Source organism: Enterobacter sp. 237C8 (genome assembly GCF_034106865.1).
Taxonomy (GTDB): Bacteria; Pseudomonadota; Gammaproteobacteria; order Enterobacterales; family Enterobacteriaceae; genus Enterobacter; species Enterobacter asburiae_B.
This window is the reverse complement of the sequence record NZ_JAWNDF010000005.1, coordinates 194,323-213,072: the sequence shown is the minus strand read 5'-3', so window position 1 is coordinate 213,072 and position 18,750 is coordinate 194,323. Positions and strand designations below refer to the sequence as shown.

18 protein-coding genes are annotated in these 18,750 nt (G+C 60.4%); 8 read left to right on the top strand and 10 right to left on the bottom strand.

Annotated features, from left to right (window positions below):
• The first annotated feature begins 2 nt into the window (after positions 1–2).
• From USF70_RS16100 to nudI, 6 genes are all read left to right on the top strand, one after another.
• Positions 3–1,406, top strand: coding sequence for a TolC family outer membrane protein (locus tag USF70_RS16100; RefSeq protein WP_320735801.1), 1,404 nt, complete (start codon positions 3–5; stop codon positions 1,404–1,406).
• A complete protein-coding gene (locus USF70_RS16095; RefSeq protein ID WP_320735800.1) occupies positions 1,403–3,601 on the top strand; it encodes a type I secretion system permease/ATPase in 2,199 nt (732 codons plus the stop codon). Before USF70_RS16100 ends, USF70_RS16095 begins: the two co-directional genes overlap by 4 nt.
• A 10-nt stretch (positions 3,602–3,611) precedes the next feature.
• Positions 3,612–4,781: an HlyD family efflux transporter periplasmic adaptor subunit gene (locus USF70_RS16090; protein ID WP_086374946.1), complete on the top strand. Its 1,170-nt coding sequence runs from the start codon at positions 3,612–3,614 to the stop codon at positions 4,779–4,781.
• A 251-nt stretch (positions 4,782–5,032) separates the two neighbouring features.
• A complete protein-coding gene (locus USF70_RS16085) occupies positions 5,033–5,332 on the top strand; it encodes a type II toxin-antitoxin system RelE/ParE family toxin (RefSeq protein ID WP_033146338.1) in 300 nt (99 codons plus the stop codon).
• 10 nt (positions 5,333–5,342) lie between these two features.
• Positions 5,343–5,690, top strand: a complete 348-nt coding sequence (locus USF70_RS16080) for a HigA family addiction module antitoxin (RefSeq protein WP_033146339.1) — start codon at positions 5,343–5,345, stop codon at positions 5,688–5,690.
• Between the two features lie 44 nt (positions 5,691–5,734).
• Positions 5,735–6,160: a nucleoside triphosphatase NudI gene (gene nudI, locus USF70_RS16075; protein ID WP_033146340.1), complete on the top strand. Its 426-nt coding sequence runs from the start codon at positions 5,735–5,737 to the stop codon at positions 6,158–6,160.
• Here the strand turns inward: nudI and USF70_RS16070 are convergent.
• Complete coding sequence (locus USF70_RS16070) at positions 6,132–6,863, bottom strand: helix-turn-helix transcriptional regulator (RefSeq protein WP_320735799.1); 732 nt, start codon at positions 6,861–6,863, stop codon at positions 6,132–6,134. The genes nudI and USF70_RS16070 overlap by 29 nt on opposite strands.
• Positions 6,864–6,960: 97 nt before the next feature.
• On the opposite strand from USF70_RS16070, the gene USF70_RS16065 reads away from it, so the two are divergent.
• Positions 6,961–7,380 (top strand): nuclear transport factor 2 family protein, encoded by a 420-nt coding sequence (locus USF70_RS16065; RefSeq protein WP_064673550.1) that lies wholly within the window; start codon positions 6,961–6,963, stop codon positions 7,378–7,380.
• Positions 7,381–7,382: 2 nt separating this feature from the next.
• Here the strand turns inward: USF70_RS16065 and USF70_RS16060 are convergent, their stop codons facing one another.
• The 3 genes from USF70_RS16060 to USF70_RS16050 all read right to left on the bottom strand — a co-directional run bounded on the left by USF70_RS16060 (position 7,383) and on the right by USF70_RS16050 (position 10,075).
• Positions 7,383–7,901, bottom strand: coding sequence for a DUF6622 family protein (locus tag USF70_RS16060; RefSeq protein WP_064673549.1), 519 nt, complete (start codon positions 7,899–7,901; stop codon positions 7,383–7,385).
• 85 nt (positions 7,902–7,986) lie between these two features.
• Positions 7,987–9,168, bottom strand: coding sequence for a PLP-dependent aminotransferase family protein (locus USF70_RS16055; protein WP_064673548.1), 1,182 nt, complete (start codon positions 9,166–9,168; stop codon positions 7,987–7,989).
• Between the two features lie 19 nt (positions 9,169–9,187).
• Entirely contained in the window at positions 9,188–10,075 is an 888-nt protein-coding gene (locus tag USF70_RS16050; protein ID WP_320735798.1) for a LysR family transcriptional regulator, read from the bottom strand.
• A gap of 97 nt (positions 10,076–10,172) precedes the next feature.
• Between USF70_RS16050 and USF70_RS16045 the strand changes: the two genes are divergently transcribed.
• A complete protein-coding gene (locus USF70_RS16045) occupies positions 10,173–10,775 on the top strand; it encodes a short chain dehydrogenase (RefSeq protein WP_143346574.1) in 603 nt (200 codons plus the stop codon).
• On the opposite strand, the gene USF70_RS16040 is transcribed toward USF70_RS16045, so the two are convergent.
• The 6 genes from USF70_RS16040 to fdrA all read right to left on the bottom strand — a co-directional run bounded on the left by USF70_RS16040 (position 10,769) and on the right by fdrA (position 18,648).
• Positions 10,769–11,503 (bottom strand): class I SAM-dependent methyltransferase, encoded by a 735-nt coding sequence (locus USF70_RS16040; protein WP_320735797.1) that lies wholly within the window; start codon positions 11,501–11,503, stop codon positions 10,769–10,771. The genes USF70_RS16045 and USF70_RS16040 overlap by 7 nt on opposite strands.
• A 177-nt stretch (positions 11,504–11,680) precedes the next feature.
• A complete protein-coding gene (locus USF70_RS16035) occupies positions 11,681–13,060 on the bottom strand; it encodes an amidohydrolase family protein (RefSeq protein ID WP_320735796.1) in 1,380 nt (459 codons plus the stop codon).
• Position 13,061: 1 nt separating this feature from the next.
• Positions 13,062–14,018 (bottom strand): carbamate kinase family protein, encoded by a 957-nt coding sequence (locus USF70_RS16030; protein ID WP_047059377.1) that lies wholly within the window; start codon positions 14,016–14,018, stop codon positions 13,062–13,064.
• A 117-nt stretch (positions 14,019–14,135) separates the two neighbouring features.
• Positions 14,136–15,680, bottom strand: coding sequence for a hypothetical protein (locus USF70_RS16025; RefSeq protein ID WP_047173850.1), 1,545 nt, complete (start codon positions 15,678–15,680; stop codon positions 14,136–14,138).
• Between the two features lie 11 nt (positions 15,681–15,691).
• On the bottom strand, positions 15,692–17,107 hold the full coding sequence (locus tag USF70_RS16020) for a DUF1116 domain-containing protein (protein ID WP_319876697.1): 1,416 nt from the start codon (positions 17,105–17,107) through the stop codon (positions 15,692–15,694).
• Positions 17,107–18,648 carry an acyl-CoA synthetase FdrA gene (fdrA, locus tag USF70_RS16015; RefSeq protein WP_320735795.1) on the bottom strand — a complete coding sequence of 514 codons (1,542 nt, stop codon included), beginning with the start codon at positions 18,646–18,648 and terminating at the stop codon, positions 17,107–17,109. Before fdrA ends, USF70_RS16020 begins: the two co-directional genes overlap by 1 nt.
• Positions 18,649–18,750 lie beyond the last annotated feature (102 nt).

Sequence of the window (18,750 nt, the reverse complement as noted above, 5' to 3'; positions counted from 1 at the left end):
ACATGGGAATGAAGATGCCTCACTGGTGGCTCTCGTGCTGCCTGATATCTGTGCCCGCTCTTTGCGCGAACCCGGCGGCAATCATCAATACCGGACAGCTTCGCGAAACGCAGGAACTCCCCTCGCTCAATGGCCGCGTCGCACCTGCGGCTGGCAAAGCCGCCCCCGGTTCGCTGCAGCTTGGCGATGCCGTCAACCGCGCCGTCACCTGGCACCCGGCCATCAGCGAAGCCGTGGGGAAACTCTACCAGCAGAGCGAAGAGGTGGACGTCGCTAAATCAAAATACTATCCGCAGATTAATGCCGGCGTGGACAACGGTTATTCCCATGACGGCGACCAGAACGGCTTTACCCCGTCGCTGGTGCTTTCTCTGTCACAAATGCTCTACGACTTTGGCAAAGTGGACAGCCAGGTGCGGGCCGAGAGCGCGGGCGTTGCCCAGCAGCAGGCCAACGTGCTGGTGAGTATCGACACCATCGCTCACGATACCGCCATCGCCATGGTGCAGGTGCAAACCTGGCAGCAGATGGTCGAGACCGCTAAAGAGCAGCTCGACGCCCTCTCCTCCATTGGCACGCTGACCCGCCAGCGTAACGACGAAGGGGCCACGTCGCTCTCTGACGTGGTGCAGACCGATGCCCGTATCGAAGGCGCCCGCGCCCAGCTGATGCAGTACCAGGCCAGCCTGGACAGCGCCCGCGCCACGCTGATGAGCTTTCTCGGCTGGAACAGCCTGAACACAATCAGCAATGACTTTCCGCAAAAGCTGGGCCGGAGCTGCGACATTGCCGAGCCGGATGACCGTCTGGTGCCCGCGGTGCTTGCCGCCTGGGCGCAGGCTAACGTCGCCCAGGCTAACCTCGACTACGCCGACGCGCAGATGACGCCAACCGTCTCGCTGGAGCCGGAGGTGCGTCACTACATGAACGATCGCTACGCGGGGAGCGAAACCCGGGATCGCACCCAGTATTCCGCATGGGTGAAAGTGCAGATGCCGCTCTACCAGGGCGGCGGCCTCACCGCCCGGCGTAACGCTGCCGGACACGCGGTGGAGGCGGCGCAGTCCACCGTTCAGCGTACGCGCCTTGATGTCCGCCAGAAACTGCTGGAAGCCCGCAGCCAGGTGATGAGCCTGCAAAGCACGCTGCAAATCCAGGGTCGCCAGGAAGCCCTCAGCGCCCGCACCCGCGAACTGTACCAGCAGCAGTATCTCGATCTCGGCTCGCGCCCGCTGCTCGACGTGCTCAACGCCGAGCAGGAGGTCTATCAGGCGCGCTTCACTCAGCAGCAGACCCTCGGTCAGCTGCACCAGCTGCAACTCAACTGCCTGTATAACACCGGGCAGCTGCGTCATGCGTTCGATCTTGATAACCGCACCATCCAGACCGTGGAGATCCAGCCATGAAGCAACGCGAAATCCCGCAGGGCGAAACGATGACGGATGAGGCGCTGGCGCAGTGGGCGCAGGCCTTTGGCTTTGTCGCCACGCGCTACCGCGTGGCCTGCTCCCCCGGCGCGCTGATCGCAGGCGCGCCGTGGCTGAAAGGCAAACCAATGGTTCCCGCCCTCACCCAGCTGGCCCGCGAAGCGGGGCTGTCGTTTCAGCTCCTTACCGACGATCGGCAGGCGATCAACAGCTGGCGTCTGCCGGTGGTGGTGGCGATGAATGACGGCAGGATCGGCGTGATCGAGCATTTCGACGGGGACGATACGCTGGAGGTCAGCTTTTTCGACGATGAGACCTACACCAACCGGCTGTCGATGACGGCGATGCTGCCCGCTATCCGCCACGTCATTGCCCTGCGTCCACTCGCCGCGCTGAAGGACAGCCGCGTGGATGCCTATATCTCAAAATACCGCCCGGACTGGCTCTACCGGCTGGTGATGCGCGACCTGCGCCCCTACAGCTGGGTCATGCTGGCCGCCCTCTTTATCAACGTGCTGTCGCTCTCCGGGATCGTCTTTTCCATGCAGGTGTATGACCGGGTGATCCCCGCGCAGTCCTACCCGACGCTTTACGTCCTGACCATCGGGGTGCTGATTGCCACCCTGTTTGGCTTTGTGCTGCGCGTGGCGCGCGGGCACATTATGGATCTGCTCGGCAAGCGCTCGGACATGCGCGTTTCGGATCGCGTCTTCGGCCACGCGCTGCGGCTGCGCAACAGCGCGATCCCCCGCTCCACCGGCAGCTTTATCTCTCAGCTGCGCGAGCTGGAGCAGATCCGCGAGATGGTCACCTCGTCCACCATTTCGACCATTGTCGACCTGCCGTTCTTTCTCCTGTTCGTGGTGGTGCTGGCGATCATCGCCCCGCAGCTGGCGTGGATCGCCCCGGTCGCGGCGGTGATCATGGTCCTGCCCGGCCTGCTGCTGCAGAAGAAGCTGGCGGAGCTGGCAAAGCAGTCGGCTCATGAATCGACCCTGCGCAACGCGGTGCTGGTGGAGAGCGTGCAGGGGCTGGAGGACATCAAGCTGATGCAGGCGGAAAACCGCTTTTTGCAGCAGTGGAACAGCTATATCCAGATCACCGCAGAATCCGGCCTGCGCACCCGCGAGCTGACGCAGAACCTGATTAGCTGGGGGATGACCATTCAGAGCCTGGTCTACGCCGGGGTGATTGTGGTCGGCGCCCCGATGGTGATCGACGGCACCCTGACCACCGGTTCGGTGGTCGCCGCGTCGATGCTGGCCTCCCGCATGATCGCCCCGATGGCGACGCTGTGCGGCGTGCTGGCGCGCTGGCAGCAGGTCAAAGCGGCAAAAGAGGGGCTGGACAGCATCATGCAGCTTCCCACCGAAAATCAGCGCGAGGAGACGCCGATCCGCCAGGACGTGCTGCGCGGTCATTACCTCTTCGAGCAGGCGCAGTTCCGCTATCAGCCGGACGATCCGCGCATGGCGCTGCGCATTAACCGGCTGGAGATCCGGCCGGGAGAAAAAGTGGCGATCCTCGGGCGCAACGGCGCGGGCAAATCGACCATGCTGCAGGCCATGGCGGGCGGAATGGATCTGGCGGCCGGCGAGCTGCGGCTTGATAACTTCAGCCTGCCGCATCTCGACGTCGCCGACGTCCGGCGCAACGTCGGCTTTATGACCCAGAACGCCCGGCTGTTTTACGGCACCCTGCGCGAAAACATCACCCTCGGCATGCCGCGCGCCACCGACGAAGAGATTTTCGAGGCGCTGGAGCTGACCGGCGCGGCAGGCTTCGTGCAGAAGCTGCCCAAGGGGCTGGACTACCCGATCATGGAAAACGGCGTGGGATTATCCGGCGGGCAACGCCAGTCGATTCTGCTGGCGCGGATGCTGCTGCGCGATCCGAATATTGTGCTAATGGATGAACCCACCGCGTCGCTGGACGAGCACACCGAGCGGGAATTCATCCAGCGTCTGGGCGACTGGCTCGGGCATCGCACCCTGATTGTCGCCACGCATCGCGTGCCGGTGCTGGAACTGGTGGAGCGCGTCGTGGTGTTGAAAGAGGGGATGCTGGTGATGGACGCGCCAAAAGCCCAGGCGCTGAACAACAGCCGTATGCAGCAGCAACAGCAGCAGGCAGCAACCGGACGGGAGTGGAAAAATGAAAATCAGTCAGCGTGACGTGGCGGCAATGGACGATCTGGATAACGCCCTCGACTCCGAAAGCGGCTATACCGGCGCGCGTCGGATCGTGATCTTCTCGCTGCTGATGTTTGTGGTGCTGGGCGTCTGGGCGTGGTTTGGCGTGCTGGATGAGGTATCAACCGGCTCGGGTAAAGTGATCCCCAGCTCGCGCGAGCAGGTCTTACAGTCTCTCGACGGCGGGATCCTCACCGAGCTGAACGTCCACGAGGGCGATCAGGTGCAGGCCGGGCAGGTGCTGGCGCGGCTCGATCCAACGCGTTCCGAATCGAACGTCGGCGAAAGCGCGGCGCGCTACCGGGCCTCACTGGCCTCCAGCGCCCGCCTGTACGCCGAGGTGAACGATCTCCCGCTGAAGTTCCCCCCTTCGCTGGCAAAGTGGCCGGATCTGATTGCTGACGAAACGCGCCTCTACAACTCCCGCCGCGCGCAGCTGGAGGATACCCAACGGGAGCTGCGCGCCGCGTTAGATCTCGCCAATAAGGAGCTGGCTATCACCCAGCGGCTGGTGAAAACCGGTGCCGCCAGCCACGTGGAGGTGCTGCGCCTGCAGCGGCAGAAAAGCGATCTGGAGCTGAAGCTCACCGACGTACGCTCGCAGTATTACGTTCAGGCGCGCGAGGCGTTATCCAAGGCCAACGCGGAGGTGGATATGGTTTCGGCGATCCTCAAGGGCCGCCAGGATTCCGTCACCCGTCTGACGGTAAAATCCCCGGTGCGCGGGATCGTGAAAAACATCAAGGTCACCACCATCGGCGGCGTGATCCCGCCCAACGGCGAGCTGATGGAGATTGTGCCGGTGGACGATCACCTGCTGATCGAAACCCGCCTGTCGCCGCGCGATATCGCCTTTATCCACCCGAACCAGGAGGCGCTGGTTAAAATCACCGCCTACGATTACGCCATTTACGGCGGCCTGCACGGGGTCGTCGAAACGATCTCTCCGGACACCATCCAGGACGAGGCCAAGCCGGAGGTGTTCTATTACCGGGTGTTTATCCGCACCAGCCAGGATTACCTGGTGAATAAGGCCGGCAGGCACTTCTCGATTGTGCCGGGGATGATTGCGACGGTGGACATTAAGACCGGCGAGAAAACGGTGCTGGATTATCTGATCAAGCCGTTTAACCGGGCGAAAGAGGCGCTGAGGGAACGATAGTCAATCGCCGGGTGGCGGCTCCGCCTTACCCGGCCTACATACCCGGAGGCCCTTACAAGCGCAGCGCCGCCGGGCATTTAACCGCACGTCAGAACTGGAACCTACCTCGGAGTATTCATCTTTAGCCATACATCCCACTTCCCTTCAGCCATCGCCAAGGTAATATTAACAGCAGACAAAAACGCACTTGCGCACTGTGCAGGAGTGCATTACTATTCAATCAGCTTCAAGGACTGGAGCTCAGCACCATTATGATTAGTTATTTTCGGGATCAATGGCTTGAGGATTTTTTTCTTTACGGCAGATCGAGCAATGTTATTCCTGCAAATCTGGAAACAGCGCTTGCGAGAAAGCTCGATATCATCAGGGCAGCAACCTCGCACAGGGATTTGCGATCGCCACCGGGCAATATGTATGAAGCATTGAATCCTCCACTGAAGGGATATTCCTCAATCCGGGTAAACAGGCAATACAGGCTCGTATTTCGCTGGACAGAGGGTAAAGCAGAAGATCTCTACCTCTCTCCACACAAGTACACGCAACACAAGTGAGGCATCACCTATGACACTTCAACAGGCACTCCGCAAACCCACCACGCCGGGCGACGTGTTGCAGTATGAGTATCTTGAACCGCTCAATCTGAAAATCAGCGATCTGGCGGAGATGCTCAATGTTCACCGCAACACCATCAGCGCGCTGGTCAATAACAATCGCAAGCTGACTGCCGATATGGCGATCAAACTGGCAAAAGCCTTTGATACCACGATTGAATTTTGGCTTAACTTACAGCTGAACGTCGATATCTGGGAAGCGCAATCCAACCCCAGGACGCAGGAGGAGCTAAGCCGTATAAAGACCGTTGCGGACGTCATGGCTAAGCGAAAATCTGGCCAGCCGGATGTAGCCTGATTCGGTAAACACTTCACCTATCAATACTTTTTCAGGAAGAAATCATGCGCCAACGAACCATTGTCTGCCCCATCATCCAGAATGACGGTGCCTACCTCCTGTGTAAAATGGCCGACGATCGCGGCGTGTTCCCCGGCCAGTGGGCTCTCTCCGGCGGTGGAATGGAGCCGGGCGAAACCATGGAACAGGCGTTGCGCCGTGAGATCCGCGAAGAGCTGGGCGAAGCGCTGGAGATTGTCTCGGTTACGCCATGGGCTTTTCGCGATGACATCAGGGTGAAAACCTACGCCGATGGCACCACTGAGGAGATTTACATGATCTATCTGATCTTCGACTGCATCAGCGCCAACCGGGAAGTCACGTTTAATGAAGAGTTTCAGGAGATCGCCTGGGTTAATCCGGAATCGTTAAAAGAGCTGGATCTCAACGCAGCCACGCGCATTACCTTCGCCCAAAAGGGCCTTCTTTAATCGCCCACTGCCCCGGCGTTTTACCGGTCCATGCTCTGAAAACCTCAATAAATGCGCTGACGCTGCTGTAGCCGCAGGACAGCGCAATCCACCCTACCGGCTTCCCCGCCGCCAGCCACTCCATTGCCCGCATGACGCGAGCCAGCTGCCGCCAGTTAACAAAATTCATTCCGGTCTGGGCGCTAAACCGACGGTTGAACGTACGCACGCTCATCCCAGCATGAATAGCATGGCTCTCGACCGTCTGGTTATCATCGACAAACTGCAGCAAATGGCTGACCACGTTCTTCAGACGCGGATCCGTCGGCACGGGCAGAGAAAAGCGAGCCTGGGGCGTCAGGGCAAGCTCATCCAGCAGCAAAGCAAGCTTTCGCGGATCGTACTCGCTCTCTGCATCGCATAAACGGGAAAACAGTGCATGGGTGAGATCGTCGGGCTCGAACAGCGCGGGCGCATCGGGAAGCATTGCGCACCCGGCGGGGTCAAGAAAGATAGCGCAGCCTTCTACCGCACTTTCGGAAAAAGCGGCGTGCTGCCGATCCGGAGGGATCCAGCCGATGTGTTTTGCCGGTACGACCGCTCGCGCCTGCTGCGTCTCAATGACCAGCAGCCCCGTTGCAATGCGCCACAGCTGGCCGGTGCGATGACTGTGCCAGGGCGTTCGGTACCCGCCGGGATGAAGGAGCGTTTCAACACTGACCATATCATTTTGACCGAAAATCGTTATTCTTCGGCATATTAGAGAAACTGCGACTTCGGCTGTCAAGGATAATGGTGATTCAACCGCATAAGGAGCCCGCATGAGCATTATCACGTCCCTGATAGCCCACACCGACAACGCCGCGCAGCGCGAAAAGATGTCGTGCCTGTTAACCCGCTTATTCAACGGCGATATCGATCCGGCAGAGGTATTTACGCCCGATTACCAGCAGTTTACGGACGGTCACGCGCTTGACTACCGGGGTTTTGTCCAGCATGTGAGCCACGTCAGCTCACAGATCCGCGCAATCGCCTTTACCGTGGTGGAGATAGCCTGCCATGACGAACTTCTGGCTGACCGGCATATCGTGACGGTCACGTATCCTGATGGTCGTCAGGCAGAGATCGAGGTTTACCTGTTTGCCGCGCTGCGTGAAGGGAAAATCTGGCGGATCCATGAAGTCACGCGAGCACTCAGCGGCGATGCTGCAGATCGCACGCTGGCACACGCGACAGAATAACCTTACTCCGCCGGGCGCGGTGCGGCACTGTTATACACCCCAACGTAACGCGCAAATTTTCCGATAAACACGCCGGCAAACACGCCGCCGGAGACGATTGCCAGCGCGCTCATGGCGGGCTGCTGCATCGTCTGGGGAGAGACCGCGCTCATCACGCCCAGCACATACTTCACGCCGAACGCCAGCATCATAAACGGCAGCGCGGTGTAGTCTGCCTGGCGGTAAAGGCTGCGCGGCGCATCTGCGCGGGTGATAACCGCCTGCCTAATCAGGATATACCCCAGCGCGGCTCCGGCGAGGATCCCCGCCGTCCACAATGCAACAGTTCCGGGCGTCAGCGTGCGGTAGACCACCAGATCGTAGATATCCCAGATTAGAAATATTGCCGGAATGATGGCAAGCCTCTCCAGCGTGACGGTGGCGGACCTGCGGGCTTTAATGCCGCGAGAGATAAGGAAGATAAACAGCACCCACACCCAGGCAGGCGTGTGCGTAACGACACCGAACAGAAATTCAAACATGGAGATCTCCATGGACGATCGCGGCCCGTGCCGCCCTGAACGCGTATTGCGCATAACGGCAGGAAAGCCATTATGCGCAGGTCTTTTACAGCGATTTTTTCAGGCGTTGAACCGCTTCCTTCAGCTCTTCATCCGTAGGCGTGACAAACGACATACGCAGCGTTGAATGGTCTGGCTCATTGCAGTAGAAAAATTCGCCCGGCACAAATACTACGCCGTTACTTAACGTTTTTTCCAGCCAGCGGGTGGTATTACTACCATTTTTCATATTCGCCCACAGGAACATGCCGCCCTTCGGCTTGTGGAACGACATCACATCACCCAGCTCGGATTCCAGCTCGGTTGCGAACGTCTGGTATTTCTGGCGATAGGCTTCGCGGATCGTTTTAATCTGATCGGGCAGGCGACCGGTTTTCAGGTATTCATACGTCATCAGCTGCGACAGCGTGCTGGTGTGCAGGTCGGTGGTTTGCTTAAGGTTTACTACTGCGCGCTTCAGCCATTCCGGCACCAGCACCCAGCCCACGCGGGTTCCTGGAGCGAGAATTTTGGAGAAAGTCGAGGTATACACCACGTTCTCTTCGTTGCCGATATCTTTGGCATGGGCAATTAACGGGCGGAAAACTTCATCGGTATAATTAATTTCGCTGTACGGATCGTCTTCAATAATGACGAAGTCATAGCGCTTCGATAATTCCACCAGCTGTTTGCGACGCGCCTCAGAAAGGGTTACCCCGCCAGGGTTGCCAAACGTCGGAACAATATAGACCGCTTTGATGGTTTTATTTGCCGCCAGCGCTTCAAGCTCGTCGACCTTCATGCCGTCGCCATCGGTGCCAACGGATTCAAAATTCGCCTGCGCCAGGCCAAATACCTGCAGCGCAGCAAGATAGGTTGGACGCTCAACCACAACGGTATCGCCCGGGTTAATTAATGCACGCGCCAGCACGTCGAGGGACTGCTGTGAACCGGAGGTCACGACCACATCATCCGCCTTGCAGCGGATCCCGCGCCCTTCACAGATGCGCTGAATTTCTTCCCGCAGCCCCGGTACGCCTTCCGTCAGGCCGTACTGGAACGCCTCGCCAAAATGCTGTGATAATACGGCATCAGCGGCAATTTTCAGCCCTTCGTGATCGAACAAGGCCGGGTTAGGAATACCCCCACCCAGCGAAATGACGCCGGCCATTTTGCTATGTTTTAACAATTCACGGATGGCAGATGATTGCAGGCCCTGCGCGCTGCTGGCGAGTTTATTCACAGACATTCTTTGCATACCTTCTTTTTTATAGTGTGCCCAATCTTAGCAGAATATGGGCGATAAATTCCGTTAGCTTAGGGAGAGGTCGTAAATCCTGACACCACAGCAAATGCACGGGTCTCGGCGCCGGAATATACGCCTCCAGCACCCGCACCAGCCTGCCGCTTTCCAGATCTTCCGCCACCAGTACTTCCGGCTGTAGCAGCAGTCCCGCCCCGGCTCTCGCGGCCATCCGCAGCCCGTAGCCGTCGTTGCATCTTAAGACCGCGTCCCGCTTCCAGCTCACCTCGCCTTCGACGCCCGGCAGCCGCCACTCGTTGCGTGCGGTCCACACGCTGTGGGATAAGCAGAGATGATCCACCAGATCGGCAGGGGTTTGCGGCGTACCGTAGCGCGCAATGTAGTCCGGCGCGGCGCAGATCACCATCCGGTAAGGGCAGAGGTATTTCGCCACCAGATCGTCGTTGTGAATGTCGCCAATGCGAATGGCCAGATCGATACCCTCCTCCACCAGATCCACCATCCGGTTGGTGAGATCCAGCTCAATGCGCACCTCCGGGTAGCGTTGTAAAAAAGAGGCCGTAAGCGGCGCGATCGCGCTGCCGCCAAACGAGGTGGGTGCGGTCACGCGCAGGGTGCCGGACGGCGCGGCGCGCAGGCGTTCCACGGCGCTTTCGGCGATCGCGACCTGCTCCAGCACCCGCTTCGCCTCGTCGAAATAGACCCGCCCGGCGTCGGTCAGGCTCTGGCGCCGCGTGTTACGCTCCAGCAGGCGGGTGCCGAGCTGTGATTCCAGCAGCGCAACGTATTTCCCCACCATTACCGCCGACATCTCCAGCCGTGACGCCGCGCCGGTAAAGCTGCCGCTTTCAACCACGGCAATAAAGGTCTCCATGCTGCGAAGCTTATCCATATTACAAACTCCTGGTTAGCAATCTTCTAACTTTAGCCCAGTTTATCTCCATTTTTATTTATTAAAGAATGGGGGCTCACAACATAAGGAGTCGGCTATGAAAATCGTGATTATTGGTGCCAGCGGTACGGTCGGTCGTGCGGTAACGGAAGAGCTGAGTCGTCGCCACGAGGTCATCCGCGTCGGCCGCACGCAGGGCGACGAGCAGGTGGATATCACCTCGCAGGCGAGCGTCCAGGCGCTGTTTGAGAAAATCGGCCCGGTGGATGCGATTGTCTCCGCCAGCGGTGGTCTTTACTTTGGCCCGCTCGCGACCATGAAGGACAGCGACTTCAACCAGGGCCTGCAGGACAAGCTGCTCGGGCAGGTGCGCCTGGCGTTGACCGGCCAGCATTATCTGAACGAGGGCGGCTCGATTACGCTGATAAGCGGCATCGTGGCGCACGAGCCAATTGCCCAGGGCGTGAATGCCACCACGGTGAATGCGGCGCTGGAAGGGTTTGTCCGCGCCGCAGCCTGCGAGCTGCCGCGCGGGATCCGCATCAACCTGATTAGCCCGACGGTACTCACCGAATCCGTCGATACCTACGACGGCTTCTTCCCGGGCTTTGAGAGCGTTCCCGCCGCGACCGTGGCGCAGGCCTATCGCCGCAGCGTGGAAGGCGTGCAGAGCGGGCGGGTGTATAAGGTGGGTTACTGAGCCTTACGGGCGGCGATCAGCACCAGCATCGGGCGCTCCGCCTCTTCGGCCAGCGCGGGCCAGGCGTCAATCTGCGCCTGCGCTGGCCCCCACTCGTTGACGTCGCTTATCGTTAATCCGGCCCCGATCAGCGCGTTAAGCGTGGTGCCGAGCGTGCGGTGGTATTTAACCACCCCGTCCGCCAGCCAGTTGCTGACGCGTTTGCCTTCATCCTGATAATGGTTCACGCCCCAGAACCGCTCGCCGTTATCGTCGGTCAGCCATCCCTGACGGGCGGCGCAGGTGTAGATCGGGTGCTCCATTGAGAACACCAGGCTGCCGCCTGGCTTGAGCGCTCGCTGAACCCTGGCGAATAACGTATCCAGTTCCGGCAGGTAGTGCAGCGCCAGCGAGCTGTAGACCAGATCGAGGCTATTCTCGTTAAGCTTAAGAGATTCCAGATCGCTACGCTGATAGTGAATCTGTGGGTCAGCGGTAAGCTCCGCCGCGCGGGCGAGCATCTTTTCTGAGATATCGACCCCCGTGATGTCAGCAGCGCCCAGCTCGCGGGCCGCGCGGCAGAACCAGCCGTAGCCGCAGCCGAGATCGACAACCGATTTGCCGGTTAAATCCGGCAGCATACTTTTTAGCGCGGGCCACTCCGGCGCGCCGTCCAGACCCTGCACCGAGCGTGGAAGCCGGGCGTAGCCTTCAAAAAACGCCGGATTGTCGTAGATATTTTGTGCCATGGCAGATCGCTCTTTAAGAATGTGCATAGCAGTATACTGCATTGTCGGGTGGCGGCTTCGCCTTACCCGACCTACGGAAGTGCGGCCTGATGCCCTCACCCCAACCCTCTCCCACAGGGAGAGGGAGAAATGCACCTCACCCCAACCCTCTCCTACAGGGAGAGGGAGAAATGCACGTCAACCCACCGAGCCCCAGACAAGGTTGCCCTTATGGAACGTCGCGGTGCGCGGTGAAATGCGCGCCACGGCCTCGGCGGAGCAGGAGGCATCCACCAGCACAAAGCTGGCGTCGTCCTGCGCTTTCGGCCACACGCGCTCGCCTTTGTCGTTCAGCGGCAGCACGTCGCCGGTGGCAATACCGAGCGCGCGTGAGAGCGTCTGCTCGTTCGGGCGGATGTAGAGCTGAGCGTAAAGATTCGCTTTCTCCAGCATGTCCCCCAGACCGTACGGCGACCAGTGGTCGATGACGCTGTCGGTCCCCGTCATCACGAACACGCCCTTCTCGCGCAGCTGCTTCAGCGGCATATGCAAGGTGCCAATCGGCACGGTGGAGGCGATGGTCACCTGCTGCGCCGCCATGCGGGTGGCGATCTCATCTACCTGCTGCTCGTTGAGCGTCGCCAGCGCGAAGGCGTGGCTGATGGTCAGCTTGCCCTTCAGCTCCGGCGTTTTCTCCACGGTTTCCACCATATAGTTCACCGCCGCCACGCCCGCCGGGCTGGTTTCGTGCAGGTGGATATCCACCCCTTTGTCGTAGTCCAGCGCAATCTGGAACATGGTGTCGAGGGATTTCTCCATCGCGCCGTCGACGTTGGTAGGATCCAGCCCGCCCACGTAGTGCGCCCCAGCCTGCATCGCCTCGCGCATCAGCTTTTCGGAGTTTGACAGCAGCAGCCCGTGCTGCGGAAAAGCGACGATTTCGCAGTCAAAGCCGGGCTTACGGCGCGATAAAACCGCCTGCAGGTTTTCCAGATTCTTCAGGCCGGAGGTCGGCTCGATATTGCAGTGGCTGCGAGCGATGGTGGAGCCTTTCGACTGGATCAGGTCGATCAGCTTTTCCGCGCGCTCCTGGGTGTAGGGCTGTAGCTCCGGCAGCAGCGTCTGCTCAAGGCGGATCATGTCCTGAATCGTCGTGCCCGCGGGGCGGTTCAGGGAGCGCCACGGACCGCCGTAAAAGGTTTTATCCAGGTGAATGTGCATGTCGCGCATCGCCGGGAGCATCAGCTTGCCGCCCGCATCGTAGTGCGGCAGCGTGGCGTCGGCGTGGCGCTTGTTATCGCGCAGGGCGACGATCTTCCCGTCGTTAATTTCCAGCGTTTTCAGCTCGGTGCGGGTGCTCGTCGCCACACCGCCGTCGACGTTGAACCCGGCCTCCAGCAGCACGTTGTCCAGATAGTAATGTTTCGCGGTGATGCTCATCGGTTTGCCCGTCTCGCAGGTTGGCTTCGCGGAGTCAGCAGCATACGCGACGGATCCGGTGGCGCCAAACAGCGCGCAGGCGGTGACCATTTTGCCGCTCTGGCTAATAAACTCGCGGCGGCTTTTGTTTTCACTCATCTTATCTTCCTTCATTAACAATATGGGTGCCGGTTTCCCCGCGCAGCGCCGCGGGCAGGCTGTCCGGCGAGGTGATAATCACGCGCCTGCCGCCGTGGTGTAAAAATTCCAGCGAGGCGACGATTTTGGGGAGCATGCTGCCCGCCGGGAAGTGGCCCTCTTCCCTGTAGCGCGTCATCTGCGCCACGCTGACGGTGTCCAGCGCCTGCTGGTTCGGCTTGCCGAAGTTGATGCACACCTTCTCCACGCCGGTGGTGATCGCCAGCACGTCGGCACCGATCTCCCGCGCCAGCAGCGCGGTGGAGAGATCTTTATCAATCACCGCATCGACGCTCTGGTAGTCGCCCTGCTCGCTGCGAATCACGGGGATCCCCCCGCCGCCCGCGCCGATCACCACAAAGCCTTTTTGCGTCAGCGTTTTGATGGCGTCGGCCTCAACGATGCGCAGCGGCTGCGGTGAAGCCACCACGCGACGGTAGCCACGGCCTGAATCCTCGACAAAATGCCAGTCCGGGTGTGCCTGCTGCAGCTCGTCGCGCTGCGCCTCGGTGAAGAACGCACCGATAGGTTTCGTCGGGTGCGTAAAGCCCGGATCGTTTTTATCCACCTCCACCTGCGTGACGACCGTGACCGCTTTTTGCTCCCCGCGCGCGGCCAGGCGATTGTTGAGCGCCTGCTGGATCAGGTAGCCAATCCCGCCCTGGGTGTCCGCCACGCAGTTTGCCAGCGGGGTTAGCGGCAGCCCTTCCCGCTCGTGGGCGATTTCGGCGCGGCGCAGATCCAGCCCCACCTGGGGGCCGTTGCCGTGGGTGAGCACGATGTCATAGTCGGATGCCAGCATTTCCAGCACCGACTCTGCCACCGCTTTCACCGCCTGCGCCTGGTGTTCAATCGATTGGCTGGCGTTGTCTTTGATAATGCTGTTGCCGCCGATGGCGACGACCATAAGCTCTTTCATTTTGTGTCCTTTCGAAGGTGCGTTCTGGTGCCTTCACCCCGGCCCTCTCCCACAGGGAGGGGGATTAACGTTCCCTCTCCCTGTGGGAGAGGGTTAGGGTGAGGGCATCAGGCATTATCAGGATTCAGAAACCGGTGCCGCCGCGCTCGCCGCTTCGCGGCTATCCAGCACATGCTTCACCACAAACATGCCGCCCATCATCAGATACGCGGTGACGAACATCAGCGAACTGCCCTCGGCAAAGCCCACCACCGGGGCATGGATCACGCCAAACAGCGCCAGCAGCGCCCCGACGGCGGCCGCAACGGCTCCGCGCAGCGGCTTGTTGATGATGGCGAAAATGGCGATACAGCCCCACAGCATGCTGGCGAGCGGCGCGCCGTTGCCGAGATGCACCAGGCCTTCGTAGTAAATTCCTTTGCTGTGCAGCACGTCGGTGCCGATCTTCGCCGCGCTGGTGCCCGCCGCCCCCATCACGCTGTTCATCATCGTCAGCGCCCAGTTGGCGATCCACGGGAACAGGCAGATGAAGATCACCGGCACCTCCACTTTGGGCGTTTCCCTCACCACCTGGTTGGCGGTGACGACGCCGATAAACACCAGAATCGGCACGATGGCGGTCATCGGAATGATGGCGAGCATAAACGCCCCCAGCCCGAACAGCGGCACGATGAACATAGTCACGCCGGAGGCCAGCGTATAGCCGATGCTCGCGCCCATCGCTTTCCAGCCAGGGTGGCCAACGTAGACGGTCACCGGGAACGGATTCCCCATCAGGCAGCCGAGCATCGACGCCAGACCGTTCGCCAGCATCACCTTACGCGTCGGGTACGCATCTCCCGCCGCGTGGGCGCTTTCGATGTTCTCCAGGTCAAAGATGTAGTTCGCCAGCCCCAGCGGCACGGCAGATGCCAGATACGGCAGCGCGTGCGGCAGGCCCTGCATGAAGCTGTCCACGTGCACTTCCGGCGGGTTAAAGCCGAAGGATGACATGGACGCTTTAATCGCTTCCGGGCTTTGCAGGCCGGAGATCCACGCCAGTGCCGTACCGGCAATCAACAGCAGCAGACCGGTCGGGATACGGGCGAAAATCGGCTTTTTACCGAACCAGTTGATGAAGATCAGCAGCAGCACGATGAACGACACGGTCGGCGCTTCGAACGCCTGCAGCATCGGGTTCATCGCCAGCAGCAGCAGGCCCAAACCGGAGAGGCACGACAGCAGTACGGTGCGCGGGATCATCTTGCGGATGGTTTCCCCCAGGAACGAACCGCCCGCGAGGATCATCGCCTCCACGAAGCACCACACCAGGCCAATCTGGATCGCGAAGTCCGCATCGCCGGTCTGCTGATAAACCGGCATCAGCACCAGGAAAGTCACGGTAAAAATCGACGGCGCGCTCGGGCCGGACGGCAGCGCGGTCACATCCGTACGCCCGGTGGCGCGCGCCATCTGCATGCCGAACCAGGCGTAGCAAATACTCGCGACCAGCACCGCCAGCCCGAAGGCCGGCGCGATGCGTCCATAAACAATCTCCTTCGGGATGCCGACGACAAAAATGAGCAGCCCCATCATGGTCAGCAAATTGGTCAGGTTGTTGGTCATCAACCCGAAATACGCCGCCCAGTCACCTCTTTTCCACTCCAGCTTCATGTTTTTCATGGATGCATGCCTTATAAAAAGTAGCGATCGCGGAAGGTCAACAGCGCCTTTTCAAAACAGCTAAACGGCGGGTGAACGATGCCCGCCCCAATCATGCCGATGCCCGCGTCTTTATGGGCAATGGCGGTGTTAATCACCGGCAGAATGCCGCTGCCCGCGACTTTGGTGATGTCGATAGCGGTCGGAATGCCCATAAACGAGAGCAGCGGAATGGTGACGTTCGGGTTTTCGCCGAGGGTGATTTCGCGCATCTGACGGGAGAAGTCGATGGCTTCCTCTACCGTGCCGCCCACCAGCGCAACGATTGCCGGGGCCGTCGCCATCGCAAAGCCGCCAATGCCGTAGGTTTCGGTGATGGCGCTGTCGCCGATGTCCAGCCCGGAGTCTTCCGGCTTATAGCCCGCGAACATCGGGCCAATCACCTGCTGCGCCGGGCCGGTGAACCACTGCCCCGGCAGGCCGGAAACGCGCAGGCCGAACTCGTATCCGTTACGCGCCATGGTGGTGACGACGGTGCTGTACTCAATGCCGTGAGCGGCGTCCAGCGCGGCCTTACACATCGCCATCCACGTCGGGCCGGAGAAGTAGTCGCTGCTGGCGACAAACTCGAACACCTCGCGCTGCTGCTCCACCGGATAGCCCGCCTGGATCAGCCCCGGCGTCAGCGCCTGGATCAACAGCGTGGTGCCCGCGTTGTTGCGGTTGTGGCACTCGTCGCCCATATGCAACGCCTGGGCCAGCATCAGGCGCAGGTCGATTTCGCCGACGATCTTCATCGCGTCGCGCAGCATCGGGCCAAGCACGTCGCGCATCCAGTTCAGGCGGTCGATCACGCTCTGGTCGTTGGCGCCCATGCGCAGGATCTTCGCCATCTGCTCGCTGAGGTTGGTGAATGCGCGGTTGCCGTAGGTTTTGTTCTCCACGATGTGCATAAACATCGACGCGGAGGTGACGCCCGCCATCGAGCCCACGCAGTCGTGCTCGTGGCACGGCGAGAAGGTAATTTCTCCGGAGGCGGCGAGCCTTGCCGCGTCGTCCAGATCTTTCGCCAGCCCTTCAAACACCAGCGCCCCGGTGACCGCCCCCTTCATCGCCCCGCACATGTTCTCCCAGGCGACAGGCGGACCGGCGTGCAGAATGGTGGTGCGGGTCATGCCCGGCACAACGTTAATGGCCTGGTCATAGCCCACCAGCACCGGATGAGACTGAATAATGCGCTCAAGGGCGATTTGGTTAGCGGCGGCGATTTTCTCCGCCAGCGGTTTTTCCGCCAGCCGATCGAGCGCTTCAACGACCTGCATATTGCCCCGCCCCGGCGGCGTCCAGTCGAGCTGGGTGACGGGAACGTGCTGTTTTTTGAGATCGTCGCTGAACATCGCAATGCCGACGTTAATCACGTTCAGCGGCTGGTTGAATAAGGTCGTCATTATGCTTTCTCCCCTTTGCAGACAAATTCGCGTGCCAGTAATCCGGTGTTGGTGCTGCTGCTGGCCCAGATGACGCCTGCGTCGGTCAGCAGCTGGCACTGCTGCGCCAGCGACTGCGGATCCTGGTCGGTACCGAGCACGTAGCCGAGAATTTCCAGCGGACGGTTATCGGCCTTCGCGATCGCCTGCGCCTCTTTGATAGCGTCGATCATCACCCCGACCGGATCCTCGTGCGCGCCGAAGCCCAGCACGAAGTCCATCACAATTACCCCGACTTCCGGGTCGCGGGCTTCCTGCAGCAGGCGGCTGATGCGATTGGTCGGGTCGATCATCGGGTGCGGCTTGCCGTTGGTGAAATCGTCGTCGCCAAAGTCGAGGAAGGTATGGGCTTTACTGACGCTTATGTCGCTCAGGCGCTTAGCCGGATCCGGCTGGATGTTGCTGTAGACGTCGTCGAATTTCGCAAGCGCCGCGAACATCGCCTCGTCGCACAGGGTGCCGCCGCAGAACAGGCCGCGAATGTACTTCTGCTGCGGGGTCAGGCGGGCGCGCACTTCTTCAATCAACGGCCAGTTGAGCGGATGCAGATCGAGGGACTCTTTCTTGATGCCGGTGAGCAGGACCGCCTTCAGGGCCGCCTCTTTGGTGCCGCGCGCAAACTGCAGGCCGTCTTCATCGGCGGGCGGTTCGCTGCGGCCGAGGAAGCAAACAACCACCGGCTTGCGGCAGGCGCGCGCGCGGACCAGCACTTTTTCCGCTACGGCTGGCGCTGGCGGCTTGGAGATCAGCGCGATAACCTGGGTGCCCTCGTCGGCTTCCAGCATGTCGATGGCGTCGAGCATCATCAGGCCGCCGATTTTCTCGCTGAGATCGCGCCCGCCGGTGCCGATCAGCTGCGACACGCCGCCGCCGAATTCGTGAATGCGCACGCTCAGCTCCTGGCTGCCGGTGCCGGATGCGCCGACGATGCCAATCGGTCCGCGGCGCACCGCGTTGGCGAAGCACAATCCCGCGCCGTTGATGATGGCGGTGCCGCAGTCCGGCCCCATCATCAGCATCCCTTTCTTATGCGCCAGCTGCTTCAGCGCCAGCTCGTCGTCGAGCGACACGTTATCGGAAAACAGCATCACGTTAAGATCGTTTTCCAGCGCCTGGCGCGCTTCGCGGGCGGCGAAGGTGCCGTTGACGGAAATCACCGCGAGGTTGCTCTCCGGCCGATGGGTTTTGGCGCTGGCAATCGTGGCGTAGCGCGCTTCATGGGCGCCGCCGCTCTCTTTACGCGTGAACAGCGCTTCGATGGCCGCCAGCGTTTCATCATTCGCCGCGTCGCCTTTAATTACGATCATCAGGTCGCCGTTTTTGGCTTCCGCTAATTCCGGCGTTAATAGCCCGAGGTTTTTTAATACGCCTTTGTTCATTTCCGTCGCCATCGCGACAAACGCCTGCTCGACGCCCGGTAATTTATTGGCTTTGGTGGAAACGGACATTAATGAGACGGAGTCAAAATAGGTGTTCTTTTTTATGACGATTTTTGTGGGCATTATTTTCTCCTGAACGCGGATAAAAGGGGGCCGCCGTCGTGCAAAATGCACGTCGGTAAAAATGCTTTTTAAATTAACGGCCAGCCGGACGCGGCTGACCGA